The sequence below is a fragment of the Acidovorax carolinensis genome (assembly GCF_002157145.1).
Taxonomy (GTDB): domain Bacteria; phylum Pseudomonadota; class Gammaproteobacteria; order Burkholderiales; family Burkholderiaceae_C; genus Acidovorax; species Acidovorax carolinensis.
This window is the reverse complement of record NZ_CP021361.1, coordinates 3,067,037-3,091,932: the sequence shown is the minus strand read 5'-3', so window position 1 is coordinate 3,091,932 and position 24,896 is coordinate 3,067,037. Positions and strand designations below refer to the sequence as shown.

24 protein-coding genes and 2 pseudogenes are annotated in these 24,896 nt (G+C 64.3%); 18 read left to right on the top strand and 8 right to left on the bottom strand.

Going from position 1 to position 24,896, the window contains the following annotated elements; all coding sequences use genetic code 11:
* Position 1: 1 nt before the first annotated feature.
* From fabD to nagZ, 18 genes are all read left to right on the top strand, one after another.
* Positions 2–952, top strand: coding sequence for an ACP S-malonyltransferase (fabD, locus tag CBP34_RS14445; RefSeq protein WP_094098440.1), 951 nt, complete (start codon positions 2–4; stop codon positions 950–952).
* Positions 949–1,695, top strand: coding sequence for a 3-oxoacyl-ACP reductase FabG (gene fabG, locus CBP34_RS14440; RefSeq protein WP_086927893.1), 747 nt, complete (start codon positions 949–951; stop codon positions 1,693–1,695). Before fabD ends, fabG begins: the two co-directional genes overlap by 4 nt.
* 103 nt (positions 1,696–1,798) lie before the next feature.
* Positions 1,799–2,038, top strand: coding sequence for an acyl carrier protein (acpP, locus tag CBP34_RS14435; protein ID WP_003058049.1), 240 nt, complete (start codon positions 1,799–1,801; stop codon positions 2,036–2,038).
* A gap of 47 nt (positions 2,039–2,085) precedes the next feature.
* Positions 2,086–3,330, top strand: coding sequence for a beta-ketoacyl-ACP synthase II (gene fabF / locus CBP34_RS14430; RefSeq protein WP_094098439.1), 1,245 nt, complete (start codon positions 2,086–2,088; stop codon positions 3,328–3,330).
* A gap of 125 nt (positions 3,331–3,455) precedes the next feature.
* Positions 3,456–3,974, top strand: coding sequence for a hypothetical protein (locus tag CBP34_RS19490; RefSeq protein ID WP_162290904.1), 519 nt, complete (start codon positions 3,456–3,458; stop codon positions 3,972–3,974).
* Between the two features lie 13 nt (positions 3,975–3,987).
* Positions 3,988–4,614, top strand: a complete 627-nt coding sequence (rpoE, locus tag CBP34_RS14425; protein WP_086913059.1) for an RNA polymerase sigma factor RpoE — start codon at positions 3,988–3,990, stop codon at positions 4,612–4,614.
* Between the two features lie 68 nt (positions 4,615–4,682).
* Entirely contained in the window at positions 4,683–5,303 is a 621-nt protein-coding gene (locus tag CBP34_RS14420; protein ID WP_094098438.1) for a sigma-E factor negative regulatory protein, read from the top strand.
* A 67-nt stretch (positions 5,304–5,370) separates the two neighbouring features.
* Positions 5,371–6,408: a MucB/RseB C-terminal domain-containing protein gene (locus tag CBP34_RS14415; RefSeq protein ID WP_236748429.1), complete on the top strand. Its 1,038-nt coding sequence runs from the start codon at positions 5,371–5,373 to the stop codon at positions 6,406–6,408.
* Positions 6,409–6,583: 175 nt separating this feature from the next.
* Positions 6,584–8,050, top strand: a complete 1,467-nt coding sequence (locus CBP34_RS14410; protein WP_094099194.1) for a DegQ family serine endoprotease — start codon at positions 6,584–6,586, stop codon at positions 8,048–8,050.
* A 508-nt stretch (positions 8,051–8,558) separates the two neighbouring features.
* Positions 8,559–10,367 (top strand): translation elongation factor 4, encoded by a 1,809-nt coding sequence (gene lepA, locus CBP34_RS14405; protein WP_094098436.1) that lies wholly within the window; start codon positions 8,559–8,561, stop codon positions 10,365–10,367.
* Positions 10,367–11,341: a signal peptidase I gene (lepB, locus tag CBP34_RS14400; protein WP_094098435.1), complete on the top strand. Its 975-nt coding sequence runs from the start codon at positions 10,367–10,369 to the stop codon at positions 11,339–11,341. The genes lepA and lepB overlap by 1 nt, the downstream gene beginning before the upstream one ends.
* Positions 11,342–11,376: 35 nt before the next feature.
* The gene (locus CBP34_RS14395; protein WP_094098434.1) at positions 11,377–11,739 is read left to right on the top strand and encodes a DUF4845 domain-containing protein; all 363 of its coding nucleotides are present in this window, start codon (positions 11,377–11,379) and stop codon (positions 11,737–11,739) included.
* The gene (rnc, locus tag CBP34_RS14390) at positions 11,740–12,423 is read left to right on the top strand and encodes a ribonuclease III (RefSeq protein ID WP_086913053.1); all 684 of its coding nucleotides are present in this window, start codon (positions 11,740–11,742) and stop codon (positions 12,421–12,423) included.
* Positions 12,420–13,424, top strand: coding sequence for a GTPase Era (gene era / locus CBP34_RS14385; RefSeq protein ID WP_086927886.1), 1,005 nt, complete (start codon positions 12,420–12,422; stop codon positions 13,422–13,424). Before rnc ends, era begins: the two co-directional genes overlap by 4 nt.
* 161 nt (positions 13,425–13,585) lie before the next feature.
* Entirely contained in the window at positions 13,586–14,347 is a 762-nt protein-coding gene (recO, locus tag CBP34_RS14380; RefSeq protein WP_094098433.1) for a DNA repair protein RecO, read from the top strand.
* Positions 14,344–15,126, top strand: a complete 783-nt coding sequence (locus CBP34_RS14375; protein WP_208616338.1) for a pyridoxine 5'-phosphate synthase — start codon at positions 14,344–14,346, stop codon at positions 15,124–15,126. Before recO ends, CBP34_RS14375 begins: the two co-directional genes overlap by 4 nt.
* 57 nt (positions 15,127–15,183) lie before the next feature.
* Positions 15,184–15,579, top strand: coding sequence for a holo-ACP synthase (gene acpS, locus CBP34_RS14370; RefSeq protein WP_086913049.1), 396 nt, complete (start codon positions 15,184–15,186; stop codon positions 15,577–15,579).
* 80 nt (positions 15,580–15,659) lie between these two features.
* Entirely contained in the window at positions 15,660–16,829 is a 1,170-nt protein-coding gene (nagZ, locus tag CBP34_RS14365; RefSeq protein WP_094098432.1) for a beta-N-acetylhexosaminidase, read from the top strand.
* Here the strand turns inward: nagZ and CBP34_RS14360 are convergent, their stop codons facing one another.
* The 8 genes and pseudogenes from CBP34_RS14360 to CBP34_RS14325 all read right to left on the bottom strand — a co-directional run bounded on the left by CBP34_RS14360 (position 16,830) and on the right by CBP34_RS14325 (position 24,895).
* Complete coding sequence (locus CBP34_RS14360; RefSeq protein WP_236748428.1) at positions 16,830–17,516, bottom strand: mechanosensitive ion channel family protein; 687 nt, start codon at positions 17,514–17,516, stop codon at positions 16,830–16,832.
* 51 nt (positions 17,517–17,567) lie between these two features.
* Positions 17,568–18,514 (bottom strand): annotated as a pseudogene (locus tag CBP34_RS14355) (GGDEF domain-containing response regulator).
* Between the two features lie 207 nt (positions 18,515–18,721).
* Positions 18,722–20,266, bottom strand: coding sequence for a lysine--tRNA ligase (gene lysS / locus CBP34_RS14350; protein WP_094098430.1), 1,545 nt, complete (start codon positions 20,264–20,266; stop codon positions 18,722–18,724).
* A gap of 57 nt (positions 20,267–20,323) precedes the next feature.
* Positions 20,324–20,956, bottom strand: coding sequence for a sugar transferase (locus CBP34_RS14345; protein ID WP_094099192.1), 633 nt, complete (start codon positions 20,954–20,956; stop codon positions 20,324–20,326).
* A gap of 7 nt (positions 20,957–20,963) precedes the next feature.
* Positions 20,964–22,136 carry a DegT/DnrJ/EryC1/StrS family aminotransferase gene (locus tag CBP34_RS14340; protein ID WP_094098429.1) on the bottom strand — a complete coding sequence of 391 codons (1,173 nt, stop codon included), beginning with the start codon at positions 22,134–22,136 and terminating at the stop codon, positions 20,964–20,966.
* Positions 22,133–22,828 carry a class I SAM-dependent methyltransferase gene (locus CBP34_RS14335; protein ID WP_094098428.1) on the bottom strand — a complete coding sequence of 232 codons (696 nt, stop codon included), beginning with the start codon at positions 22,826–22,828 and terminating at the stop codon, positions 22,133–22,135. The genes CBP34_RS14340 and CBP34_RS14335 overlap by 4 nt, the downstream gene beginning before the upstream one ends.
* A pseudogene (locus tag CBP34_RS14330) lies at positions 22,825–23,849 on the bottom strand (glycosyltransferase family 2 protein). The gene CBP34_RS14335 and the pseudogene CBP34_RS14330 overlap by 4 nt, the downstream one beginning before the upstream one ends.
* Positions 23,846–24,895, bottom strand: coding sequence for a glycosyltransferase (locus CBP34_RS14325; RefSeq protein ID WP_094098427.1), 1,050 nt, complete (start codon positions 24,893–24,895; stop codon positions 23,846–23,848). The pseudogene CBP34_RS14330 and the gene CBP34_RS14325 overlap by 4 nt, the downstream one beginning before the upstream one ends.
* Position 24,896 lies beyond the last annotated feature (1 nt).

Genomic DNA, 24,896 nt, shown 5'->3' with positions numbered 1-24,896 from the left:
TATGAAATCCTTTGCATTTGTCTTTCCGGGGCAGGGCTCGCAGTCTGTGGGCATGCTGGACGCCTGGGGCGATCACCCCGTCGTGGTCCAGACTCTTCAGGAAGCCTCTGACGCCCTGGGTGAAAACATTGCCCGGTTGATCCAGGAAGGCCCCAAGGAGGCGCTGGCCCTGACCACCAACACCCAGCCGGTCATGCTGGTGGCCGGGGTTGCCGCGTGGCGCGCCTGGCGCGCCGAAGGCGGCGCCCTGCCGCTGGCGGTGGCCGGGCATTCGTTGGGCGAGTATTCGGCGCTGGTGGCCGCGGGCGTGTTGACGCTGGCACAGGCGGCTCCGCTGGTGCGTCTGCGCGCCGCCGCCATGCAGGAGGCCGTGCCAGTGGGCACGGGGGCCATGGCGGCCATTCTGGGCATGGAGGCCTCCCGGGTCATTGCGGGCTGTGCCGAGGCGGCGGCTTCCTTTGGCGCGGGATCGATCGAAGTCGTCGAGGCAGTGAATTTCAACGATCCGGTCCAGACCGTGATCGCCGGCACCAAGGCGGGCGTGGACAAGGCCTGCGAGTTGCTCAAGGCCGCGGGCGCCAAGCGCGCGCTGCCGTTGCCCGTGTCGGCGCCGTTCCACTCCAGCCTGATGAAGCCCGCAGCCGAGAAGCTGCGCGTGGCACTGGCCGATGTGCTGTTGAGCGCGCCGCAAATTCCGGTGCTCAACAACGTGGACGTGGCCGTGCAGCAGGACGCAGACGCCATTCGCGACGCGCTGTACCGCCAGGCCTTTGGCCCCGTGCGCTGGGTCGAGTGCGTGCAGGCGCTGAAAGGCCGCGGTATCACCCATCTCATTGAATGTGGCCCCGGCAAGGTGCTGGCGGGCCTGACCAAGCGCATCGACCCCGAACTGGTTGGTGCTGCACTGTTTGATCCGGCCACGCTGGCCGAAACCCGGGAGTTGTTGGCATGACGCAATCTGTATCCCAAGCCCAAGTGGCGCTGGTGACTGGCGCATCGCGCGGCATTGGCGCCGCGATTGCCCTGGAGCTTGCCGTGCGCGGCTATCAGGTGGTGGGCACCGCCACCACGGACGAGGGTGCAGAACGCATCAGCCAGGCGCTGTCGGCCTATCCGGGCTGCAAGGGCGCCAACCTGAACGTCAATGATGGCGCGGCCATTGAGGCGTTGATGGACTCCATCGTCAAGCAGCAGGGCGGTTTGCATGTATTGGTGAACAATGCCGGCATCACGCGCGACACGCTGGCCATGCGCATGAAAGACGAAGACTGGGATGCCGTGCTGGATACCAATCTCAAGGCTGTTTTCCGCATGAGCCGTGCGGCGATTCGTCCGATGATGAAGCAGCGTTTTGGGCGCATCATCAGCATCACGAGCGTGGTGGGCGCATCGGGCAACCCCGGGCAGGCGAACTATGCGGCCGCCAAGGCCGGCGTCGCTGGCATGACGCGCGCACTGGCCCGCGAACTGGGCAGCCGAAGCATCACGGTCAATTGCGTGGCGCCCGGATTCATCGAAACCGACATGACGGCCAGCCTGCCTGAAGACCAGCAAAAAGCCCTGCAAGCGCAGATCGCGCTGGGGCATCTGGGCAAGCCGGCCGACATCGCCCATGCGGTGGCCTACCTGGCATCGCGTGAGGCGGGCTATGTGACGGGGCAGGAATTGCACGTCAATGGCGGCATGTACATGTAATTATTGAGAGTTAACGTCGGTTCATCCGTGCGACGGGTCGACTTGGGGGCTTTCCCCAAGCGGCTAGAATCGCGGATTCATTCACAACCCCCAGAGGGAAACCATGAGCGATATCGAAGCACGCGTCAAAAAAATCATTGCCGAACAACTCGGCGTTGAAGAGTCCCAAGTCACCAACGAAAAAGCCTTTGTGGCCGACCTCGGCGCTGATTCTCTGGATACCGTCGAACTCGTGATGGCACTCGAAGACGAATTCGGCATCGAGATTCCTGACGAAGACGCAGAGAAGATCACGACGGTGCAAAACGCCATCGACTACGCCAACACCCACCAGAAAGCCTGAGCGGGCGTCCACGCCTGACTTGAGCGATCAGCAGAAGGTTTTTACGCATGAGCCGTCGTCGCGTTGTCGTGACCGGCCTGGGGTGTGTCAGTCCCGTGGGTAACACGGTGGCCGATTCCTGGGCCAATGTCCTGGCCGGTAAGTCCGGCATTGATCTCATCACCAAGTTCGATACGTCGAACTTTTCCTGCAAGATTGCAGGCGAGGTCAAGGGATTTGATCTGGAGTCGTACATCAGCGCCAAAGATGCGCGCGCGATGGACACTTTCATCCATTTCGGCATCGCTGCGGCGGCCCAGGCTGTGCAGGACGCAGGCTTGCCCACTGGGGAAGCGCTGCACGATGAGCTGGCAACGCGCATCGCCTGCGTGATCGGTTCCGGGATTGGCGGCCTGCCGCTGATCGAGAACACCCACGCCGAGTTGACCAATCGGGGACCTCGGCGCATTACTCCTTTTTTCGTGCCCGCTTCCATCATCAACATGGTGGCAGGGCATGTTTCCATGCGATTTGGTTTCAAGGGGCCCAACCTTTCGGTGGTGACCGCCTGCACCACGGGCCTGCACTGCATCGGCCAGGCCGGTCGCATGATTGAATACGGCGATGCCGACGTGGCCGTGGCCGGTGGCACCGAATCCACCGTCTCGCCACTGGGCGTAGGTGGCTTTGCCGCCATGCGCGCACTGTCCACGCGCAACGACGACCCCCAGACAGCATCCCGCCCCTGGGACAAGGACCGTGATGGTTTTGTGCTGGGTGAGGGCGCCGGCGTCATGGTGCTCGAAGAGTACGAACACGCCAAGGCGCGTGGCGCCAAAATCTATGCTGAACTGACTGGCTTTGGCATGAGTGCTGATGCGGGTCACATGACCGCTCCCAACATGGACGGCCCACGCCGCGCCATGCTGAGCGCCATGCACAACGCGGGCATCAACGCCGACCAGGTGGACTATCTCAATGCGCACGGCACGTCCACTCCGCTGGGCGACCTGAACGAGACCAACGCCATCAAGGCAGCCTTGGGCGCGCATGCCTACAAGACCGTGGTCAGTTCCACCAAGTCCATGACGGGCCACCTGCTCGGTGGCGCTGGCGGCATTGAGAGCGTGTTCACCGTGCTGGCACTGCACCACCAGAAAGTGCCGCCAACCATCAATATCTTCAACCAGGATCCCGAGTGCGACCTGGACTATTGCGCCAATACGGCGCGTGACATGCAGATCGACGTGGCCGTCAAAAACAACTTTGGCTTTGGCGGCACCAACGGCACCCTGGTTTTCAAGCGGATCTGATGCGCTTGCTGTCACCAGGCCCTGTTGGTGACAGCCAGGGAGACGGCGTTCTGCCAACCAGCCGCCCGTTCAGCGGATGTGCCTGTCCGGGTGTGGCTGTCTGTTCACGCTCGGTTGGGTAGCGAATGGCGCTGGCCATGCGAAGCGTTTCTCGCCATTTCTCGGCACCGCCAGTGCGTTATCCCGTCGGACAGGGTTCGGTGCTGTTTGGGGGCTTGCTGATACTGCTCGGTGCCGGCGGCGCTGTATTGGTTTTCTGGCTCCTGCACGGGGCAGGGGATTCGGCAATGCGACGGTCCGTGGCCGTGCTGATCTGGTTCGTGGCCGCGTCTGCGTTATGGCATTTCTGGCGGTATCGGATCCATGGTCTGCTGCAGTGGGACGGAGTGCATTGGCGTCTGGAAGCCGAACAGCTAGGCAAGCCAGCGCATTCATTAGAAGGAAGCGTGTGGGTGCGGCTGGATCTTCAACATCACCTTTGGGTTTGCCTGGACGGGCAAGACGGGCGCCACGCCTGGTTATGGCTTGAGCGCCAGGGCGCGCCAGAACGATGGGGTGATCTGCGCCGTGCGGTATATTCGCGCCCCAAGCCGGAGGCCTCCCGCGCAGACGAACCCGCAGCGGTGCGCCGCCCGCCGGCGTGAATTCAAAGTGACAATGACCGTAACTCCCCCCACCGCCCCCTTAGACAGCGATCTCCAACTGGTGGAGCGCACGGTCGCGGGTGACCAGCGCGCCTACGAGTTGCTGGTCATCAAATACCAGAGGCGCATCGAGCGTCTGATTGGTCGCATGGTGCGAGACACGGACCTCGTCCCCGATATCGCACAGGAAACCTTTATCCGCGCCTACCGGGCACTGCACCAGTTTCGGGGCGATGCGCAGTTCTATACCTGGCTGTACCGGATTGCCGTGAACACGGCCAAAAAGGCGCTGATGGACATGAAGCGCAATCCGGTCATTTCCGAAAACGCCCTGCGCGGCAGTGATGAGGAAGATGAAACTTCCCGCTTTGGACATGAACTAACTTCCGAAGAAACGCCCGAAACCATTCTTGCAGCCCGTGAAATTGCCGAAGCCGTGAATGCGGCCATGGAGGCATTGCCGGACGATTTGCGGCAGGCGGTGACCTTGCGTGAGATCGAGGGATTGACTTACGAAGAGATTGCCGCCGCGATGGAATGTCCCATCGGTACGGTGCGGTCGCGGATTTTTCGCGCCCGCGAGGCGATTTCGGCGCGTGTGCGCCCTCTGCTGGAAAACCAGTCGGGCAAGCGGTGGTGAGGCAGATTTTTTTGGGGTCGCTCTTGGGTGCGGCTGTTGCGGCAGGATGAGATTGGGCAGGTGATGCTATGAACACAGATTTGATGCAGCGTGAGCAGTTGTCGGCAATGGCTGATGGGCAATTGCAGGGCGACGAGTTGGCGCAGGCCCTGCAGTTCGCTGCGCAGGACGACGGGCAATCCACCTGGCAGCTCTACCATCTGGTGGGCGACGTTCTGCGCTCGCCGGAGTTGGCCCTGCACCAGCACGGCAATCATTCCATGGTGATGCGAATCCGCGAGCAATTGGCGCACGAGCCCATGCCCGGGCGCCTGCCTGACACCGCACCAGCGGTGGCGCAGATCGCGCGCCCAGAGACGGCGGTGGCCGCCAATGCGTCGGTGTTCCGCTGGAAGATGGTGGCCGGATTCGCGTCGTTGGCCGCTGTGGCGGCCATTGGCTGGAGTTCTTTTGCGGGGCTGCAAGGTGCGGAATCATCCGGGGCTCAGCTGGCCGTAGCGCCTGCGCCAGCCCAGCCCGCCGCACCCGTGGTCACCGTTGCGGGCAACGAAGGACAACAGCAGGTCATGATTCGCGACCCGCGCCTGGACGAGCTTCTGGCTGCCCACAAGCAATTTGGAAGTACATCTGCTTTGCAGATGCCTGCAGGGTTCCTGCGCAATGCCACTTTCGAGACGCCTGATCGCTGAGTCACCGAGGGGTAATGCGGATCGGCGGGGCTGTCGCGTGGAGGCGGGTGTGCGGCATGCGCGGTGGTTGGCGATTGCACGCGGGGCGGTGCGCTTGGTTGCCGTGCTCTTGCTCGCAACCTCGTTGCCGGGGCGGGCAGCATTTCCTGTTGATGGAGATGCTGCGGGGCAGTCCGCTTCTAACCCTTCGGCTCCACGCGATATCGGCGAGTGGATCCAGCGCATGCAGGGCGCTTGGTGCCAGCGCAGTTACTCTGGCACCTTTGTGGTGCTGGCATCCTCGGGAGCGATGGCCAGTTCCCGGATTTCGCATGTTTGCGATGGAGCCCGACAGATCGAACGGGTAGAGGCGCTCAGTGGCACGCCGCGCACCATATTCCGCCGCAATGAGGAAGTACGCACTTTCCTGCCCCAGTCGAAGACTGTTCGGCTCAATACGCGCGATGCATCCAGCCTGTTCCCGCAGTGGCGGGAAGTCCGGGGTGCTGCGTTGTCACGCTTTTATGTTGCACGGCCACTTGGGCAGGAGCGCGTGGCGGGGTACATGGCGGATGTGGTGTGGTTGCAGCCGCTGGACATGCTCCGCTTTGGCTATCGTTTGTGGAGTGAGCGGGAAACCGGGCTGGTGTTGAAGCTGCAGACGATAGGCAGTGAAGGTCGGGTGCTTGAACAGGTCGCATTTTCCGAACTGGATTTGAAGTCGCCGGTGCAGGCCGATCAACTCGAACGGCTGATGGATACAACGGCTGGGTACCGGGTGGTGGCGTCCACGGTTGTCAAGACCACGGCCAGGGCTGAGGGATGGACGCTGCGCCAGCCCGTTGCCGGGTTCGTGCCCGTGAGTTGCTATCGTCGATCCCCGGGCGCAACGAACGCAGCCCATGGCGTGTTGCAATGCACGTATTCCGACGGTCTGGCCACCGTGTCGCTTTTTATACAGCCCTTCGATCCGCAGCACCACTCCGTGGCTACACAGATGACTGGCATGGGCGCCACGCAGATGCTGACCCAGCGCCTTGCGCCCGACGTCTGGCTCACTGCTGTCGGCGAGGTTCCGCTGCAAACCTTGCAGCTGTTTGCCAGCCAGTTGGAGCGTTTGCGCTGACTTCGGCCCATCCAAATCTGTGTCAGCGCATGGTGGCTCTGCGGACGGCATGGCTCCCAGCCTCAGCGTGGGCATGAAAGGTGTTGAAGGTTCGGGGAACCAAGTCACTCTGCTTTCCTTCACAGACGTACAGCCTCTGTTCGTAAACATTGCCACAATTCAAGAAAGGTCGATGATGATCAGGATCGATTGGAAAAAACTGCCCTCTTTTGCGCTGGCCGGCGTGTTGATGGGGACTGCAAGCCTGGTGGCCGTGCCACACGGTGCCGCCTTGGCGCAACCCGCTGTATCTCGGGGTTTGCCTGACTTCACTGAACTGGTGGAGCAGGTGGGGCCGTCAGTGGTGAACATCCGCACCTCCGAGAAGGTGTCGGCGCGCACCAACACGAACGGCATGGACGAAGACATGCTCGAGTTCTTCCGGCGTTTTGGCGTGCCCATCCCCAACATGCCCCGGCAGCAAAGACCCCAGCGTCCCCAGCCCGATGAAGAGCAGCCGCGGGGCGTGGGGTCGGGATTCATCCTCACCGCAGATGGGTATGTGATGACCAATGCCCATGTCGTTGAGGGCGCTGACGAGGTCATCGTTACGTTGACGGACAAGCGGGAGTTCAAGGCCAAGCTCGTGGGGGCCGACAAGCGCACCGACGTGGCAGTGGTCAAGATCGACGCAACCGGCCTGCCTGCTGTGAAGGTGGGCGATGTCAGCCGCCTGAAGGTGGGCGAATGGGTAATGGCCATCGGTTCGCCATTTGGCCTGGAGAGCACCGTCACGGCAGGGATCGTGAGCGCCAAGCAGCGGGATACGGGCGACTATCTGCCGTTCATCCAGACCGACGTGGCCATCAATCCGGGCAACTCGGGTGGCCCGTTGATCAACATGCGCGGTGAGGTCGTGGGCATCAACAGCCAGATCTATTCGCGGTCTGGCGGGTTCATGGGCATCTCGTTTGCGATTCCCATGGACGAGGCCATTCGGGTGAGCGAGCAGTTGCGTGCCACCGGCCGTGTGACCCGCGGGCGCATTGGTGTCCAGATCGGGCAGGTCAGCAAGGACGTTGCCGAATCCATCGGCCTTGGCAAGGCGTCTGGCGCACTGGTGACGGGCGTGGAAGCGGGATCACCGGCCGACAAGGCGGGCCTCGAGGCGGGTGACATCATCACCCGTTTTGATGGCAAGGTGATCGACAAGCTGGCAGATCTCCCGCGTCTGGTGGGCAACACGAAGCCCGGAACAAAAAGCACCGTCACGGTGTTCCGCCGTGGCAGCGCCAAGGACCTGGGCATCACTATCGCGGAAATCGAGGGTGACAAGCCGGCGAGCAAGCTCGCAGAACGCGAAGAAAAGCCCAAGGCTTCGCCTGCCGCACAGTTGCTCGGGTTGTCGGTGAGTGGGTTGACCGATGCGCAAAAGAAAGAGCTGAAGATCCGCGGCGGTGTGGTGGTGAATGTTGCCGCCGACGCTGCAGCCCGTGCCGGCCTGCGCGAAGGCGACATCATCCTTTCCATCGCCAACATCGAGATCACTGGCGTCAAGGATTTCGAGGCGGCGCTGGCGAAGCTGGACAAGAACAAGCCCGTCAATGTGCTGTACCGGCGGGGAGAATGGGCCCAGTACGCCTTGATTCGCCCCTCGAAGTGACGCCGGATGGAGGCGTTGCCCAGGGTGCATGGCGAAATCCCGGGTGGTTTTCTGGGATTTGCTGTGCCGGGATAGCCACAGACCGCGCGCAGTTTCAAATTTCTTTTGGGAATTTGCGGTTAGCTTTCGCTAACTTGGCACATTGTTTATTCATCATTTTGGATAGAATGCAGGCCTTCGTTCAACACATATCGACATAACAGCCGACGATGCGGTCATATTGTGGAATGGGGCATGGTTCATGCACCGCTGATCCACAGCTAGCCCACAAGTTGTCCATGTTGCTCGGATGCCGGTTGTGAATAAGCTGTGTGTAAAATGCTTGTTGCACTGCAGCAACGCGCTTCCCATGTGGGGTTCGGGGCTCATTGATGCGGGCATTTTGCCTACAATGAAGCCCCAACCTTCGCAGTTGCCAATGATTGTTGGTTCAGGGCGCGTCGCCATTCGACGCGCCCTTTTTTCTTGTCCGCGCCGTTTCAATTCAATTACTTGACGTTTCCCGTTGATGAAACACATCAGAAATTTTTCCATCATTGCGCACATTGACCATGGCAAATCGACGTTGGCCGACCGCTTGATCCAGCGGTGCGGTGGACTCGCAGATCGCGATATGGAGGCGCAGGTGCTTGACTCGATGGACATCGAGAAAGAGCGTGGGATAACCATCAAGGCGCAGACCGCTGCCCTGCAATACAAGGCCCAGGACGGGCAGGTCTACAACCTCAATCTGATCGACACGCCGGGCCATGTGGACTTCTCCTATGAGGTGAGCCGCTCCCTGTCTGCCTGCGAGGGCGCCTTGCTGGTGGTCGATGCATCGCAAGGTGTGGAAGCGCAGACCGTGGCCAACTGCTACACCGCCCTCGACCTCGGTGTGGAAGTGGTTCCCGTGCTCAACAAGATGGATCTGCCCAACGCAGATCCCGACAACGCCAAGGCCGAGATCGAGGATGTGATCGGCATCGACGCCACCGATGCCATTCCCTGTTCGGCCAAGACCGGCATGGGCATTGACGAAATCCTCGAAGCCATTGTTGCGAAGGTGCCTGCGCCCAAGGGCAACCCGGATGGCCCCTTGCGCGCGATGATCATCGACAGCTGGTTTGACAGCTACGTCGGCGTGGTGATGCTCGTTCGCGTGGTCGATGGTCGTTTGCTCAAGGGCGAACGTTTCAAGATGATGGCCAGTGGCGCGGTGTACAACGCCGATACCCTGGGTGTGTTCACGCCCGCCAACGAGCCGCGCAATTCGCTCGATGCCGGCCAGGTGGGCTACATCATTGCCGGCATCAAAGAGCTGCAGGCAGCCAAGGTCGGCGACACCATCACGCTCGAAAAGAAACTGCCCAACAACGCCGGCCCCGCCACCGAGGCGCTGCCCGGCTTCAAGGAAATCCAGCCCCAGGTGTTTGCCGGGCTGTACCCCACCGAGGCCAGTGAATACGACTCGCTGCGCGACGCGCTCGAAAAGCTCAAGCTCAATGATGCATCGCTGCACTACGAGCCCGAGGTCAGCCAGGCGCTGGGTTTTGGTTTCCGTTGCGGATTCCTGGGCTTGCTGCACATGGAGATCGTGCAGGAGCGTCTGGAGCGTGAGTTCGACCAGGACCTCATCACCACCGCCCCAAGCGTGGTGTACCAGGTGGTCCGGGCCGATGGCGAAGTGATCATGGTGGAGAACCCCTCCAAGATGCCCGACCAGGGACGGCTGGAGGAAATCCGCGAGCCCATTGTCACGGTGCACCTGTACATGCCGCAGGACTATGTGGGCCCGGTGATGACGCTGGCCAACCAGAAGCGCGGTGTGCAGATGAACATGGCGTACCACGGTCGCCAGGTCATGCTCACCTATGAAATGCCGCTGGGTGAAATCGTGCTCGACTTCTTCGACAAGCTCAAGTCGGTGTCGCGCGGTTATGCGTCCATGGACTACGAGTTCAAGGAGTACCGCGCGTCGGACGTGGTGAAGGTCGACATTCTTCTCAACGGCGAAAAGGTGGATGCGTTGTCCATCATCGTGCATCGCTCGCAGTCGCAGTATCGCGGCCGCGCCGTGGTGGCCAAGATGCGCGAGATCATCAGCCGCCAGATGTATGACGTGGCTATTCAGGCCGCCATCGGCGCCAACATCATTGCGCGCGAAACCATCAAGGCATTGCGCAAAAACGTGCTGGCAAAATGCTACGGCGGCGACGTCAGCCGCAAACGCAAGCTCCTCGAAAAGCAGAAGGCAGGCAAGAAGCGCATGAAACAGATTGGCTCGGTCGAGGTGCCCCAGGAGGCATTCCTCGCCATTTTGCAGGTGGAAGATTGATGCAGTTCATGCAAATTCTGACTTCGTTGGTGCTCGCGGCCTTTGCGGGCTACGTCGGTGCCTGGTACATGGGTGCCATCGAGGGCAACTTCGCCTTGTTGCTGTTCCTGGCCACCGTGGTCACCGGGGCCTACTGGCTGGGCGAGCGCCTGGTTTTTCTGCCGCGCAGGCGCCGCGCGGCGCAGGCCATCGAGGATGCAGCCGTGCAACGCCGCGCCGAGCTCGACCGCATGGGCATCCAGAAGGTCGATGTGGACGTGCAGGAGGCCAAGGGCCGCATCCTGATGCAGCCCTGGTGGCTGGACTGGACTGCAGGCTTGTTTCCGGTGATCGCTGCGGTGTTCTTCCTGCGCTCGTTCCTTTTCGAGCCCTTCAAGATCCCGTCCGGTTCCATGATTCCCACCTTGCTGGTGGGCGACCTGATTCTGGTGAACAAGTTCACCTACGGCGTCCGGCTGCCGGTCATCAACACCAAAATCATCGAGGGCAACCAGCCTGCGCGTGGCGATGTGATGGTCTTTCGCTATCCGCCGCAGCCCAGCCTGGATTACATCAAGCGGGTGGTGGGCGTGCCCGGTGATGAGGTGGCCTACCTGAACAAGCGCCTCACGGTGAACGGCAAGCCCGTCGAAACCACGGCGGTGCCCGATTTCTTTGATGAAGACGCAATGCGCTATTTCAAGCAGTACGAAGAGCAGCTGGGTGGCCAGCCGCACCGGCTGCTGAACAACCCCGATGTGCCTGCTTTTGTGCAGGGCGCCAGCAACTTCGCTTACCGCGACAACTGCCGCTACAGTGTGGAAGGCGTCGTCTGCAAGGTGCCACAAGGGCACTATTTCATGATGGGTGACAACCGCGATAATTCGCTGGATTCACGCTACTGGGGCTTTGTGCCCGAGGCGAACATCGTGGGCAAGGCGTTCTTTGTCTGGATGAACTTTGGCAACCTCAAGCGGATTGGTTCATTTCATTAAAGACAGCAGACACACAACAACGAGAGGGTAGAAACATGAGCACGCATCGCACAGCCAGCCGGTCGCGCCAGCGCGGCCTGTCGTTCTTCGGGCTGATCTTTGTCGGTTTGTTTGCGGTGGCAGCCTTTGCCATTGGCGGGCAGTCCATTCCGATCTTCCTGGAATATGTCGCGGCCAAAAAGGCCATCGAGAAGGCCAAGATCGAGACCACCGTGCCCGCGATTCGTGCTGCTTTTGACCGCGCCGCAGCCATTGACGATATCAACTCGCTCAAGGGTTCCGACCTCGAAATCACCAAGCGTGGCGACAAGGTGGTGGTGTCCTTCAAATATGCGCGCGAGATTCCCCTGGCAGGCCCCGCCTACCTGGTGTATCGCTTTGACGCGCAGACCAACTAGGTGCAGCCGGCTCTTCTAGCGCTGCAGAACCGTCTGCAGCACACCTTCTCCAACGCCTCGCTGCTCCAGCGTGCCGTCACGCACCGCAGCTTTTCAGCGGACCACAATGAGCGCCTGGAGTTTCTCGGCGATTCGGTGCTCAATCTGGCCGTCGCCAGCCTGCTGTACCAGCGGCTGAGCGATCTGCCCGAGGGCGATCTCTCGCGCGTGCGCGCCAACCTCGTCAAGCAGGACACCCTGCACCAGCTCGCACTGCGTCTGCAGGTGTCCGACGTTCTGCGTTTGGGCGAGGGCGAGTCCAAGTCCGGCGGCCAGCAGCGGCCCTCCATCCTGGCCGATGCGCTCGAAGCCCTGATTGGCGCCGTCTACCTCGATGCCGGTTACGCCAGTGCCGAGGCGCTGGTGCACCGCCTGTTTGAGGGGGTGGAAATCAACCCCCAGATGCAGGCCGCCGCCAAGGACCCCAAGACCGCGTTGCAGGAGTGGCTGCAGGGTCGCAAAATGAAGCTGCCGCAATACAGCGTGGTGGCCACGGTAGGGGCGGCGCACCGCCAGACCTTTGACGTGGAGTGCGAAATCACCGAACTGGGCCTGGCCGAACGGGGCATCGGCGGTTCGCGCCGTGCCGGCGAACAGGCCGCCGCCGCCGCCATGCTGGCCACACTGAAAGCGAAGAATTTATGAATGATGCTACCAAAGATGTAGCTGGTGACGCAGGCGCTGAAAGCGCTCCGGTGCAAAACGACCTGGATGCCATGCTGGCCGCCGCGGGTGCTCCGGCGGCCGTTCCGGGCCAGCGCTGCGGCGTGATCGCCATCGTGGGCAAACCCAATGTGGGCAAATCGACCCTGCTCAACGCGCTGGTGGGCCAGAAGATCAGCATCACCTCGCGCAAGGCGCAGACCACGCGGCACCGCATCACGGGCATCCGCACGCGCGAGCAGACGCAGTTTGTCTTTGTCGATACGCCCGGATTCCAGACCCGCCACGCCACGGCGCTCAACAAGTCGCTCAACAAGACCGTGATGGGCGCGATTGGCGACGTGGACCTGATCCTGTTTGTGGTCGAAGCCGGCAATTTCACGCTGGCCGATGCCAAGGTATTGAGCCTGTTCAAGCCCGGCATCCCCACGCTGCTGGTGGCCAACAAGCTCGACATGGTGCACCGCCGCGCCGAACTGGCGCCCTGGCTCAAGAGCATGCAGGAGCGCCACCCGTTTACCGAGTTCGTGCCCATGTCGGCCAAGAACAAGGGCGATATCGAGCGCCTTTTTGGCATCTGCGCCAAATACCTGCCCGAACAGGCCTGGTGGTATGCAGAAGACGAGCTGACCGACCGCAGCGAAAAGTTTCTGGCCTCCGAGACCGTGCGCGAGAAGCTGTTCCGCTTCACGGGCGATGAACTGCCTTACACCTCCACCGTGGTCATCGACAAGTTTGATGAGGAAAAGAGCAAGCAGCACAAGCGCCTGGTGAAGATTGCCGCCACCATCGTGGTCGAGCGCGACAACCACAAGATGATGGTGATCGGCGACAAGGGCGAGCGCTTGAAGCGCATCGGCACCGAAGCCCGCCAGGAGCTGGAAAAGCTCATGGACGCCAAGGTGTTCCTGGAGCTGTGGGTCAAGGTGCGTTCCGGCTGGGCAGACGATGAAGCCCGCGTGCGCTCGTTCGGTTATGAATAGCGGCCATCCCCCTGAGCGGCTGCGCCGCTTCCCCCTTCTCTCGCATCGCTGCGCGCTACGGGAAGGGGGACGACGCCAGTGGCCGGGCAAAGCCCGTTCCTCGGCGTCCGCTGGCATGGCCTGTTCCGCGGCCTTTTGAAGGATGGCGTAGCGCTTATTTCATGCCAGTGCGCCGCATTGCCGATGAGCCCGCCTTCGTGCTGCACAGCTACGACTGGAGCGAGTCCAGCCTGATCCTGGAAGTGTTTTGCCGCCGGCAGGGCCGAGTGGCCCTGGTGGCCAAGGGCGCCAAGAAGCCCAGCTCCAACTTCCGCCCCGTATTGCTGCCGCTGCAACCCTTGCTCGTGACCTACACGCTCACTGGGGATGGCACGGCCGACATCCACACGCTCAAGGGCGCCGAGTGGGTGGGCGGCCATGTGATGCCCACGGGCGATGCGCTGCTGTCGGGCATGTACCTCAACGAACTGCTGCTGCGGCTGCTGGCCCGGGCCGACCCGCACGCTGCCCTGTTCGATGCCTATGCCGGCGTGGTGCGCGTGCTGGCCAGCGAGCATGGTGATGCGCTGGAGCCCGTGCTGCGCAGCTTCGAGCTGCTGCTGCTGCGTGAGATTGGCCTGCTGCCCAGCCTGGATGCCCAGACCATGACCTTCGCGCCGCTGCAGCCCGATGCGCGCTACACGCTGGTGCCTGAAGGCGGCTTGCGCGCCGCGTCCTCCGCCGACCGTGCAGGCCTGCTCGGCAGCCAGTGGCAGGCCCTGCAGCGCGCGCTGGATGCCGTGCCCAGCTACACCGCCACCTTGCGTGCCTGCGCCCCGGTGGCCGCCGAACTCAAACCTCAGTTGCGGGCCTTGCTGCAATACCATTGCGGCAGCCCGACGCTGCGCACCCGCCAGCTCATGATCGACCTGCAGTCCTTATGAACATGCCACAACACATCCTGCATCGCACCGCCTTGTCGGTCAACGTCAACAAGGTGGCCCTGGTGCGCAACACGCGCCACCTGGGCATTCCCAGCGTCACGCGCGCCGCCGAGCTGTGCTTGCAGGCGGGTGCGCAGGGCATCACGGTGCACCCCCGGCCCGATGAGCGACACATCCGCCGCCAGGATGTGTTCGAGCTGGCCGCGCTGATGAAGGACTGGCCCGACCGCGAATACAACATCGAAGGCAACCCGTCGCAGAACCTCATGGATTTCATCCGCCAGGTTCGCCCCCACCAGGCGACCTTTGTGCCTGACAGCGAAGACCAGTTCACCAGCGACCATGGCTGGAGCTTTCCGCAGGATGCCGAACGCCTCGCGCCCTTGATCGCGGAGTGCAGGGCGCTGGGCGTGCGCGTGAGCCTGTTCATGGACCCGGTGCCCGAGCAGATGGCCGCAGCCAAGGCGGCAGGCGCCGACCGGGTGGAGCTGTACACCGAGCCCTACGCAGCCGCCTGGGGCAAGCCGCAGCAAGCCGCCGAGCTGCAACGCTACGCCGCTGCTGCCCAGGCCGCGCTGAATGTGGGGCTTGGCGTGAATGCGGGCCACGACCTCAACCGCGACAACCTGGCCGCTTTTGTGCGCGGGGTGCCCGGCTTGCTGGAGGTCTCCATCGGCCACGCGTTGATTGCCGACGCGCTGGAGCTCGGTTATGCCGCCACGGTGCAGGCGTATCTGGGTTGCATTGCAGCGGGCTTTGCACCCATCAAAAACTCCTGATTTGATAGCTGTAGGCGCCTATGAATAGAGCGCTGGAACCATTTTGATTCATATTCCATGATCTACGGCATCGGTACCGACATCTGCGACGTGCGCCGCATCCAGGCCAGCCTGGCGCGCCATGGTGAGCGCTTTGCCGAAAAGGTGCTGGCCGATGGTGAACTGGCCACCTGGCGCGAGCGCAGCAGCCGCTGGCCCGACCGGGGACTGCGCTACCTGGCCACGCGTTTTTCGGCCAAGGAGGCCTTCAGCAAGGCCATCGGCCTTGGCATGCGCATGCCCATGACCTGGCGCCACTGCGAGGTGGCCAAGCTGCCCAGTGGCCAGCCCGTGATCGTGCTGCACGGCGCGCTCAAGGAATGGTTCGATGCCAAAGGCCTCACGGCGCACCTGAGCGTGACCGACGAAACCGACTATGCCGCCAGCTTCTGCGTGGTCGAAAAATTGATGTAAAAACGGCCTCTAGTGCTTAGTAGTTAAGCGCTAGCAGCTATGAATTAAATAGCAACCTCATTGGCGAAACCGAAATCCATATGACCGAACACGCACCCCTCATCCTCGACGTGGCTGGCACCACGCTCAGCGCCGCAGATCGCCGCCGCCTGGCCCATCCGCTGACCGGCGGCGTGATTCTGTTTGCCCGCAATTGGGAGAACCGCGCGCAGCTGCTGCAGCTCACCAGCAGCATCAAGGCCGTGCGGGACGACCTGCTGCTCTGCGTGGACCACGAAGGCGGCCGCGTGCAGCGCTTTCGCACCGATGGCTTCACCCACCTGCCGCCCATGCGCGCGTTCGGTGAAATGTGGATGGATGACGGCAAGGGCGCCAAGGCCGTGCCCGGCAGCGGCGCACTGCGCGCGACCAACGCGGCCACGGCGGCCGGCTACGTGCTGGGCACCGAGCTGCGGGCCTGTGGCGTGGACTTCAGCTTTACCCCGGTGCTGGACCTCGACTGGACGGACGATGCCTCCACGCCAGCGCAAGCGCTGGCTGCCCCTCGAGGGGGCTCGGAAAGCATGGGGCGGCCCGGCGCTTCCCGAAGCGGCGTCATCGGCGACCGATCCTTCCACCGCGACCCGCGCGTGGTGGCCCTGCTGGCCAAGAGCCTCATGCACGGCCTGCTGCAGGCGGGCATGGCCAACTGCGGCAAGCATTTCCCCGGCCATGGCTTTGTGAAGGCCGATTCGCACACCGAGGTGCCGGTGGACAAGCGCAGCCTCAAGGCCATCCTGGCCGACGACGCCGCACCGTACCCCTGGCTCAGCAGCACGCTCACCAGCGTGATGCCGGCCCATGTGATCTACCCCAAGGTGGACAGCCGCCCCGCAGGGTTCTCGCAGCGCTGGCTGCAAGACATCCTGCGCCGCCAGATGCGCTTTGACGGCGCGATCTTCAGCGACGACCTCAGCATGGAAGGCGCGCGGCGCCTCGATGGCCAGGTGGTCAGCTACACCGATGCGGCCATTGCGGCCCTCGCCGCCGGCTGCGACCTCGTGTTGCTGTGCAACCAGAGCGTGGGCGATGGCAAGGCGGTGGATGAACTGATCGATGGTCTGGACCAGGCGCGTGCCCAAGGCCGCTGGCAGCCCAGTGTAGACAGCGAATCGCGCCGCCTGGCCCTGCTGCCCGAAACCCTGCCACAGGCCTGGGACGACCTGATGTACCAGCCGGCCTATTTGCAGGCGCTGGATCTGCTGCCTTGACTACGGCGCCGGTGCGGCGCTGGAGGGCAAGGCTGCGGTCGGGCTGATGGTCCCCACGGCTTGCATCGGTGCAGCCGGGGCCGACGGCTCCACCGGGGGCTCGGCCGGTGGCGGGGAGTCTTGAAAACGGCGCACCACGCGCTGGAAGATCAAGGCGTTTGGAATCTGCAGCCAGGCCGTGTGGCCGGCTGCTGCGCCATGGTCTTCCAGGGTGGTATAGAGCAGGTTGATGTCCACCACCCGGCCCTTGGCGCCGGGCTTTTCGGCGGTGTCCAGCACCTCGATGTGGTCGCCAATGCGAAACGGCCGCACCGTGAAGATGAGCAGCGCACAGAACAGGTTGGACAAAACGCTCCAGGCGGCAAAGAACGCCACGGCACCCACGGTGGCAAACCCGGTGAACGCCGTCCACAGCACCGTGGCCGAAACGCCCATGCGTTCGAGCACCAGCAGCAGCGCGCTGGCAATGATGAGCCACCGGATCAGGCCATTGATGGGCACCAGCAGTTCGTCGGGAAACTGGTAGTGCGCACTGGCGCGGCGCACCAGGCGGCGCAGCGTGCGTTGCAGCAGCCAGGCAGCCATCAGGATCAGCACGATCTGCGAGCCGGGGATGATGACGTCAAGCCAGTCCTGCACCCATTCGGGCAGGCGGGCTTTCAGGAGTTGCATTCGGGAAATGGCCATGGGCGTGCGCCGTGTGGCGTCAAAAAAAGGAGAAGATCGACAAAGGAGCGCTCAGCCGTGCAACTGCTCCACCGTGTCCATCTGCATCTCGAAGCTGAAGAAGCGGTTGCGGCCCTGGGCCTTGGCGGCGTAGAGCGCCTGGTCGGCCCGCATGATCATGCTCTCGGCGTTGGTGCTGTCGTCGGGCACGCAGGTGGTGATGCCGCCCGACAGCGTCAGCGTGCTGCCCAGTGGCGAGTCGGCGTGCGCAAGGGCGCGCACCTTGAGCAGCTGCCCCAGCGCACGCGCAAAGGTCATGGCCCCGAGCGCGGGGTGTGGGGCAGGATCAGCGCGAATTCTTCGCCGCCATAGCGCGAGGCCACATCCCTTGGCCGCACGCACACCTCGCGCAGCACGCGGCCCACTTCCTTGAGGCAGGCATCGCCCTGCACATGGCCGCTGGCGTCGTTGTAGCGCTTGAAATGGTCCAGGTCGCAGAGCATCAGCGTGAGTGGCGTGCCATCGCGCCGGGCCGCCAGGATCTCGTTGTGCAGGATGCGGTCAAACCCGCGCCGGTTGACGAGGCCGGTGAGCGCATCGATCTCCACCATTTCATTGAGGCGCTGGTTGGCCTGGTGCAGCTCGGCCGACACCGAAACCAGCCGGCGGCGCATGTCCAGCAGACGGCGCATGGCGCGTAGCTTGGCCATCAGCACGATGGGCTTGACCGGCTTGACCAGATAGTCGTCGCCGCCCACCTCGATGCCGCGCCAAACGTCCAGGTCGCTGTCGAGGCCCGACAGAAAGATGATGGGAGTCCAGTCGCCGGGTTCGGCCTCGCGCATCTGCTGCGCCACCCAGTAGCCGTCCTTGCCCGGGAGCTTGATGTCCAGCAGCACGAGGTCGGGGCGCCGGGTCTTGATCAGGTGCAGGGCCCGTGCGCCCTCGGGAGCTTCCAGAACATCGGCCACACCCGCCTGGCGCAACTCGGCAACCAGGGCGGCACGCACCGCGTCCATGTCTTCGACGACCAGCACTGAAAACGGGTGGTCCGACAGGGCAGCCCCGATCGGCGCGGCTGCAGGGGCGGGGCGAGGGAGGGGCGTGGGGGCTGTCACTGTGTTTCCTTGTGGCCCGGATTGTCTCGCAGGCCTTTTTGCACCTCAGGGTGGCCTGCCGGCATCCGCTGGGATGCGTGCAGGCGCCCATGCCTGAATGGCAACGGTTCAGGACTCGCGTCGCAGCGCCGGAAACAGGATCACGTCGCGGATGCTGGGGCTGTCGGTCAGCAGCATCATCAGGCGGTCGATGCCGATGCCGCAGCCGCCCGCAGGGGGCATGCCGTATTCAAGGGCGCGCACGAAATCGTGGTCGTAGTACATGGCCTCGTCGTCGCCGCTGTCCTTGGCGGCCACCTGGGCATGAAAGCGCGCGGCCTGGTCTTCCGCATCGTTGAGCTCGCTGAAACCATTGCCGAACTCGCGCCCGGTGATGTACAGCTCAAAGCGCTCGGTGACTTCGGGGCGCTGGTCGTTGGCGCGGGCCAGCGGCGAGATCTCGGTCGGGTGCTCCATGATGAAGGTGGGCTGCCACAGCTTGTCTTCCACCGTCTCCTCGAAATAGAGCACCTGCAGGCTGGCCAGGGTGCGCCCGGACAGCTGGTTCTTTTCTTCCGACATGCCCAGCTTTTTCAGGGCGCTGATGAGCCAGGCCGCATCGTCGACATGCGCGCCGGCTTCGGTGTGCTGGAAGATGGCTTCGCGGATGGTCAGGCGGGCAAACGGCTGGCTCAGGTCCACCTCGCGCCCCTGGTACGACAGCTGCAGCGTGCCGGCGGCCTTCTGGGCGGCATCACGCACGAGCTGCTCGGTAAAGCCCATGAGGTCCTGGTAGTTCCAATAGGCCGCATAGAACTCCATCATCGTGAACTCGGGGTTGTGGCGCACCGAGATGCCTTCGTTGCGGAAGTTGCGGTTGATCTCAAACACCCGCTCAAACCCGCCCACCAGCAGGCGCTTGAGGAACAATTCGGGTGCGATGCGCAGGTACATCTCCTGTTCGAGCGCGTTGTGGTGCGTCACGAAGGGCTTGGCATTGGCACCACCCGGAATCGGATGCAGCATGGGCGTTTCGACTTCAAGAAAGCCGTGCTGCACCATGAAATCGCGGATGCCACTGACAGCCCGGCTGCGCGCCACGAAGCGCTTGCGCGCGGCTTCGTCGGTCATCAGGTCGACATAGCGCTGGCGGTATTTGACCTCCTGATCGGCCACGCCGTGGAACTTGTCGGGCATGGGGCGCAGGCTTTTGGTCAGCAGCCGCAGCGTGGTCACCTTGACCGACAGCTCGCCGGTCTTGGTTTTCATCAGCGTGCCCTCGGCGCCAATGATGTCGCCCAGATCCCAGTGCTTGAAGGCGGCGTACAGCTCTTCGCCCAGCGCATCGCGCGTGATGTAGAGCTGGATACGCCCCCCGGTTTCGCCCAGCGATCCATCCTGCACGGTGGCAAAACTGGCCTTGCCCATCACGCGCTTGAGCATCATGCGCCCGGCCACGCTCACATGCACGGCGTGGGTCTCCAGCGCTGCAGCATCCTTGCTGGCGTGCTGCTCCTGCAGCGTGGCAGCGTGGTGGGCCGGTTTGAAATCGTTGGGGAAGGTGACGCCTGCACCCCCGGCATGGGCCTCGCGCAGGGCGCGCAGCTTGTCGCGGCGCTCGGCGATGAGCTGGTTTTCGTCGTGGGGGGCGGGGGCGTGGTTCTGTTCAGACATAGGGGCCGAGGCTGCGGGGCAGAAAAAGGGGGGCTGTTGCCAGTCAAACCATTGATTTTATGGGTTATCGGCGCTGTTCGGGTGCGGCGCGGTGCGCAGGCCCAGCACGGCCAGCACGGTGCGGGCAATGATCCGCAGGTCCAGCCACAGTGAACGCGTGCGCACGTACTTTTGGGCATGGCGGAGTTTGGCGGGCAGGATCTGTTCCACATAGGTACGCTCGGGGTCTGGGCTGCGGGCCAGCAGCGCGTTCTCGTCGCGGAACTCGATGGAGGCCAGATCGGTGATGCCGGGGCGCACGGACAGCACGGCCTGGCGCACATCGGCGGGGTATCGCGCCACGTAGCGCGGTACCTCGGGGCGGGGGCCGACCACGCTCATGTCGCCGCGCAGCACATTGAGGAACTGCGGCAGCTCGTCCACCTTGGCGCGGCGCAGCCAAGCCCCGGCACGCGTGATGCGGGCATCCTTGCCCACGGTGATCTGCGGGCCCATGGCCTCGGCGCCGGTGTGCATGGTGCGGAACTTGTAGATATCGAACAAATGGCCGCCACGTCCCACGCGCTGCTGGCGGAAGAACACCGGCCCAGGCGAATCCAGCCGCACCCACAGCGCCACGGCCAGCAGCAGCGGGCACAGCAGCAGCAGGGCCAAAGCGGCAAAGGCGATGTCGAACAGGCGCTTGGACATGAAGGGTTCAGCCCAGCAGCGCGTGCAGCGCGGCAATCACGCGGTCCTGGTCGGCGTCCTGCATGGCGGTGAACAGCGGCAGGCTGAGCATGGCCTGGTAGGCCGCGTCGGCCTGCGGAAACTGCTCTGGCGTGAGCCCATAGCGGTCGCGCCAGTAGGGGTGGCGGTGCAGCGGTACATAGTGCACGCTGGTGCCGATGCCCCGGTCTGACAGGGCCTGGATGAGATCGTCGCGGCCCATGCGTGCGCCCGGTGCCAGCCGCACGACGTAGAGGTGCCAGGCGTGCACGTCGCCTGCCGGGGCGTCGGCGGGCAGCACCAGGGGAAGGTGGGCCAGCTGCGCCTGGTAGCGCTGTGCCAAAAGCGCGCGCCGCTGCACGAACTGCGGCAGGCGCTGTAGTTGCACCATGCCCAGCGCGGCGGCGGTGTCGGTCAGGTTGTACTTGAAGCCGGGTGCCACCACCTCGTAGTACCACGCCGGTGTCTTGGACGTGAAGCGGTCGAAGGCGTCGCGGCTCATGCCGTGCAGGCGCATCACGCGCATGCGCTCGGCCAGCTTCGGGTCGCGCGTCACGGCCATGCCGCCTTCGCCCGTGGTGATGGTCTTGTTGGCGTAGAAGCTGAACACCGTCACCTCGGAATCGAGCTGCCCCACGAGCCGGCCCTTCCAGGTGGTGGGCAGGGCGTGCGCGGCGTCTTCCACCACTTTCAGGCCATGTTCGCGCGCGATGGCCAGAATGGCGCCCATATCGCAGGCCAGGCCCCCGTAGTGCACCGGCATGATGGCTTTGGTGCGCGGGGTGATGGCGGCGCGGATGGCCTCGGGGTCGATGTTCAGCGTCACCGGGTCCACGTCTACCAGCACCGGGTCGGCGCCCAGGTAGCGCACCACCTCCACGGTGGCGGTGAAGGTCAGCGTGGGCGCGATCACCTCGTCGCCCGGGCCGATGCCCAGCGCCTCCAGCGCCAGGTGCAGGCCGGCGGTGGCGGAGTTGACGGCGATGCTCTGCAACCCGTTGCCGCCCAGGTAGTCGGTAAAAGCCTGCTCGAAGGCGCGGGCCTTCGGGCCGGTGGTGACCCAGCCCGAGCGCAGGGTCTCGGTGACGGCGGCGATCTCGGCGTCGCCGATGTCGGGGCGGGCGAAGGGGAGGAAGGGGAGGGCGGCTTTAGGGATGGTCATGTGGGTTTGACCGCCCAGGTCAGGCGGTGGGTACGCAGTGGGGACAGCAGAGATGCCGTGCCTATCAGCGCCGCCGGCAGTCGCCGCGCGAGTGGGGGCGCCAGCGTGACCTTGCAAGAGTGAAGCCGCGCCTGGGGAAACAGGGCCTGCAGTTCGGCCAGAGTCAGCTTGCGCACATCTGGATTGCGCGGGTTGTCCACCACAAAGTCATAAACTAGCACACCGCCGCCCGGCGCCACCCAGCGCCACAACGTACGTGCGAACTGCTGCCGGTAGACGGGGTCGAGCAAGGAGCTGAAGACGGTGAAAGCCAGCACGGCCTGCTGGCTGGCGTCCGTGATGGGTGCCGCGCAGGCGTCTCCCTCGACGAGCCGAACGGCGTCCGGCAGCACAGCACGTGCTGCGGCAGCACGCTCAGGCAGCAACTCGATCCCGGTCAACTGCTTGGGCGTGGCGCCCAGGCGCAGCAGGTCCAGCAGATTGCCGCCACTGCCACAACCCACTTCGAGCAGGGGGCGGCCCGCTAGATCCATCCAGCCATGTGCGCGCCACAGGCGCGCCATGGCGCGCAGGCGCTCCTGCTGAGCTTGCAGCGCGGCCGCATTGGCGTGCAGGCTGTAGCGCTGCGCGTCCGCTGCGCCGTCGCGCCGAGCATAGCGCGCCTGCACGGCCCGGGTTTCGGGCGTGCTCATCGCGTGATCCTCGCGAAGCGTTGCTTTGGCTGGCGTTTGCGCAGCACATCCCACAGGCCATGCCAGGTGCCCCAGCCATAGCCAAGGTGAAAGGCTGCGATCACCGCAGGCAGGCGTGGCAGCCGGCGCCAGGACCCGGCGGCCCCGCCGCCGCCATGCTCGCCAGCGCCAGGTAGCCGCCATAGAGCGCCAGCAGAGCAGCGGCGGGCCAGGCCGACCAGGGTAGCAGCAGGGCGCTCAAGAGGAGTGCAGCGACGAATAGCGCGGGTACCAGCTGGCGCAGCGAACCCGGCTGGCCATGCTTGCGTACCACGAAGGGCCGCCAGTAGCCGTACTGCTGCTGCTGGGCGTAGAGGTGCCGCAGCGAGCCGCGTGGATGGTAGACCGAACGGATCGATCCGCTCTGCCAGATGCGGCCGCCGCCCAGGCGCAGGCGCAGGTTGTGCTCGTCGTCCTGGTTGCGTACCAGCGCCTCGTCGAACAGACCGAATCGCGCGAACGCCTCGCGCCGCCAGCAGCCCAGGTACACGGTGTCGACCGCGCCTTCGTAGCCCCGGTCGCGCGAGCGCGCGCCGCCCACCACCCAGCGGCACTGGAACGCCGCCGCGATGGCCTCGCCCATGGGGCCGGTGCCTTGCGCGACCCAGGGGCCGCCCACGTTGTCGGCGCCGCTGCGCTCCAGGGCTTGGATGCAGCAGGCCAGGTAATCCGGTGCGAACTGGGTGTGGATGTCGAGCCGGGCAATCACCTCGCCCTGGGCGCGCGCGATGCAGGCGTTGAGCCCGGTGGAGACGATGCGGCCCGGGTTGTCCACCAGCAACAGCCGCGCGTCGTGCGCGCAGCGCTCCTGCAGGCGCTCGCGCGTGCCGTCGTCGCTCATGCCGTCGGCGATCAGCACCTCCATGCGCCAGTTGGCCGGGAGCTGCTGGCGCAGCACCGAGTCACAGAAGCTGTCGATGAAGGCAGCTTCGTTGCGGCAGGGGGCGATCACGCTGAGCAGGCGGGGGGAGGGGGGCGTCATGGCAGGAGTTCCCGGTACAGGCGATCGATATGGTCCATCTGCGCCTTGCGGTCGCCGTCCAGCGCGATGCGCTCGACATTGCGCTCGCCGACCTGCCGCGCATGCACGTCGTCGCTGGCAAGCCGCTGCAGCACCTGTGCAAGCGCCTGTGCATCGCCTGCGGGCACCAGCAGCTCGGGGTGGATCCACTGGCGGTTGGCCGGCAGATCGCTCGCCACCACGGCCAGACCGCAGGCCATGCTTTCCAGCATGGCCACGGAGGTCGCGTCGCTCGCGGGCACGCTGACCGAGATTTTGCAGCGCGCCAGCACGGCGGCCATGCCCGCGTCGTCCAGGCGGCCGTGGAAGCGAACGCTCTGGTCCAGTCCCTGTGCCTGCACCTGGGTGCGCAGTTGTGCTTCGAGCGAGCCGCCGCCGAGCAGGTGGAGCTGGAGTGGCATGCCGGGTAGTTGCTGGCGCAGCAGGGCGAGGGCGTCGATCAGCGTGTCTATCTGGTAATTCGGTTCCCAGGCACGCAGGCTCACGATCTGTACGCCGTCCTTGTGCGCCCAGGGCACGGGGGCGAAGCGCGCGCGGTCCACGCCCCAGTGGATCTCGTACACGGGTGCGCGCAGAGCGTATTGACGCGCAGCCTCGACGAGGCTGGCAGAGTCGCCCGTGATGAGATCGGCGCGGCGCAGGATCCAGCCGGTGAGCCAGCGCATCCAGGGGCGGGTGTGCGGGGTGACGAGCAGGTCGCTACCCCAGGCCGTCATCACCAGCGGGTGGCGATCGCAGCGCGCGGCCAGGTAGCCGTACGAGGTGACATAGTGCGCATGCACGATGTCCGGGGCCAGTTCGTGCACATGGCACCGCGCCGCGCCCGCGCGCCACAGCCAGTCGATGGAGCGCCGCACCGGCGGCAGGACGCGCTGCTGCACGCCATCGAGCGGCTCGGGCCGCGCGGTGACGAGCGAGACGCGCCAGCCGCGCGCGCGCATCTCCAGCGCCCAACGCCGGGTGTGGGGGCTGTTGGCGTCGCCCAGCAGGCACAGGTGGGGGGCCATG

What these genes read in the sequence shown, in the direction of transcription:
- fabD (WP_094098440.1), top strand. Translation starts at nt 2, where the DNA reads ATGAAATCCTTTGCATTTGTCTTTCCGGGGCAGGGCTCGCAGTCTGTG.
- fabG (WP_086927893.1), top strand. Translation starts at nt 949, where the DNA reads ATGACGCAATCTGTATCCCAAGCCCAAGTGGCGCTGGTGACTGGCGCA.
- acpP (WP_003058049.1), top strand. Translation starts at nt 1,799, where the DNA reads ATGAGCGATATCGAAGCACGCGTCAAAAAAATCATTGCCGAACAACTC.
- fabF (WP_094098439.1), top strand. Translation starts at nt 2,086, where the DNA reads ATGAGCCGTCGTCGCGTTGTCGTGACCGGCCTGGGGTGTGTCAGTCCC.
- CBP34_RS19490 (WP_162290904.1), top strand. Translation starts at nt 3,456, where the DNA reads ATGGCGCTGGCCATGCGAAGCGTTTCTCGCCATTTCTCGGCACCGCCA.
- rpoE (WP_086913059.1), top strand. Translation starts at nt 3,988, where the DNA reads ATGACCGTAACTCCCCCCACCGCCCCCTTAGACAGCGATCTCCAACTG.
- CBP34_RS14420 (WP_094098438.1), top strand. Translation starts at nt 4,683, where the DNA reads ATGAACACAGATTTGATGCAGCGTGAGCAGTTGTCGGCAATGGCTGAT.
- CBP34_RS14410 (WP_094099194.1), top strand. Translation starts at nt 6,584, where the DNA reads ATGATCAGGATCGATTGGAAAAAACTGCCCTCTTTTGCGCTGGCCGGC.
- lepA (WP_094098436.1), top strand. Translation starts at nt 8,559, where the DNA reads ATGAAACACATCAGAAATTTTTCCATCATTGCGCACATTGACCATGGC.
- lepB (WP_094098435.1), top strand. Translation starts at nt 10,367, where the DNA reads ATGCAGTTCATGCAAATTCTGACTTCGTTGGTGCTCGCGGCCTTTGCG.
- CBP34_RS14395 (WP_094098434.1), top strand. Translation starts at nt 11,377, where the DNA reads ATGAGCACGCATCGCACAGCCAGCCGGTCGCGCCAGCGCGGCCTGTCG.
- era (WP_086927886.1), top strand. Translation starts at nt 12,420, where the DNA reads ATGAATGATGCTACCAAAGATGTAGCTGGTGACGCAGGCGCTGAAAGC.
- recO (WP_094098433.1), top strand. Translation starts at nt 13,586, where the DNA reads ATGCCAGTGCGCCGCATTGCCGATGAGCCCGCCTTCGTGCTGCACAGC.
- CBP34_RS14375 (WP_208616338.1), top strand. Translation starts at nt 14,344, where the DNA reads ATGAACATGCCACAACACATCCTGCATCGCACCGCCTTGTCGGTCAAC.
- acpS (WP_086913049.1), top strand. Translation starts at nt 15,184, where the DNA reads ATGATCTACGGCATCGGTACCGACATCTGCGACGTGCGCCGCATCCAG.
- nagZ (WP_094098432.1), top strand. Translation starts at nt 15,660, where the DNA reads ATGACCGAACACGCACCCCTCATCCTCGACGTGGCTGGCACCACGCTC.
- CBP34_RS14360 (WP_236748428.1), bottom strand. Translation starts at nt 17,516, where the DNA reads ATGGCCATTTCCCGAATGCAACTCCTGAAAGCCCGCCTGCCCGAATGG.
- lysS (WP_094098430.1), bottom strand. Translation starts at nt 20,266, where the DNA reads ATGTCTGAACAGAACCACGCCCCCGCCCCCCACGACGAAAACCAGCTC.
- CBP34_RS14345 (WP_094099192.1), bottom strand. Translation starts at nt 20,956, where the DNA reads ATGTCCAAGCGCCTGTTCGACATCGCCTTTGCCGCTTTGGCCCTGCTG.
- CBP34_RS14340 (WP_094098429.1), bottom strand. Translation starts at nt 22,136, where the DNA reads ATGACCATCCCTAAAGCCGCCCTCCCCTTCCTCCCCTTCGCCCGCCCC.
- CBP34_RS14335 (WP_094098428.1), bottom strand. Translation starts at nt 22,828, where the DNA reads ATGAGCACGCCCGAAACCCGGGCCGTGCAGGCGCGCTATGCTCGGCGC.
- CBP34_RS14325 (WP_094098427.1), bottom strand. Translation starts at nt 24,895, where the DNA reads ATGGCCCCCCACCTGTGCCTGCTGGGCGACGCCAACAGCCCCCACACC.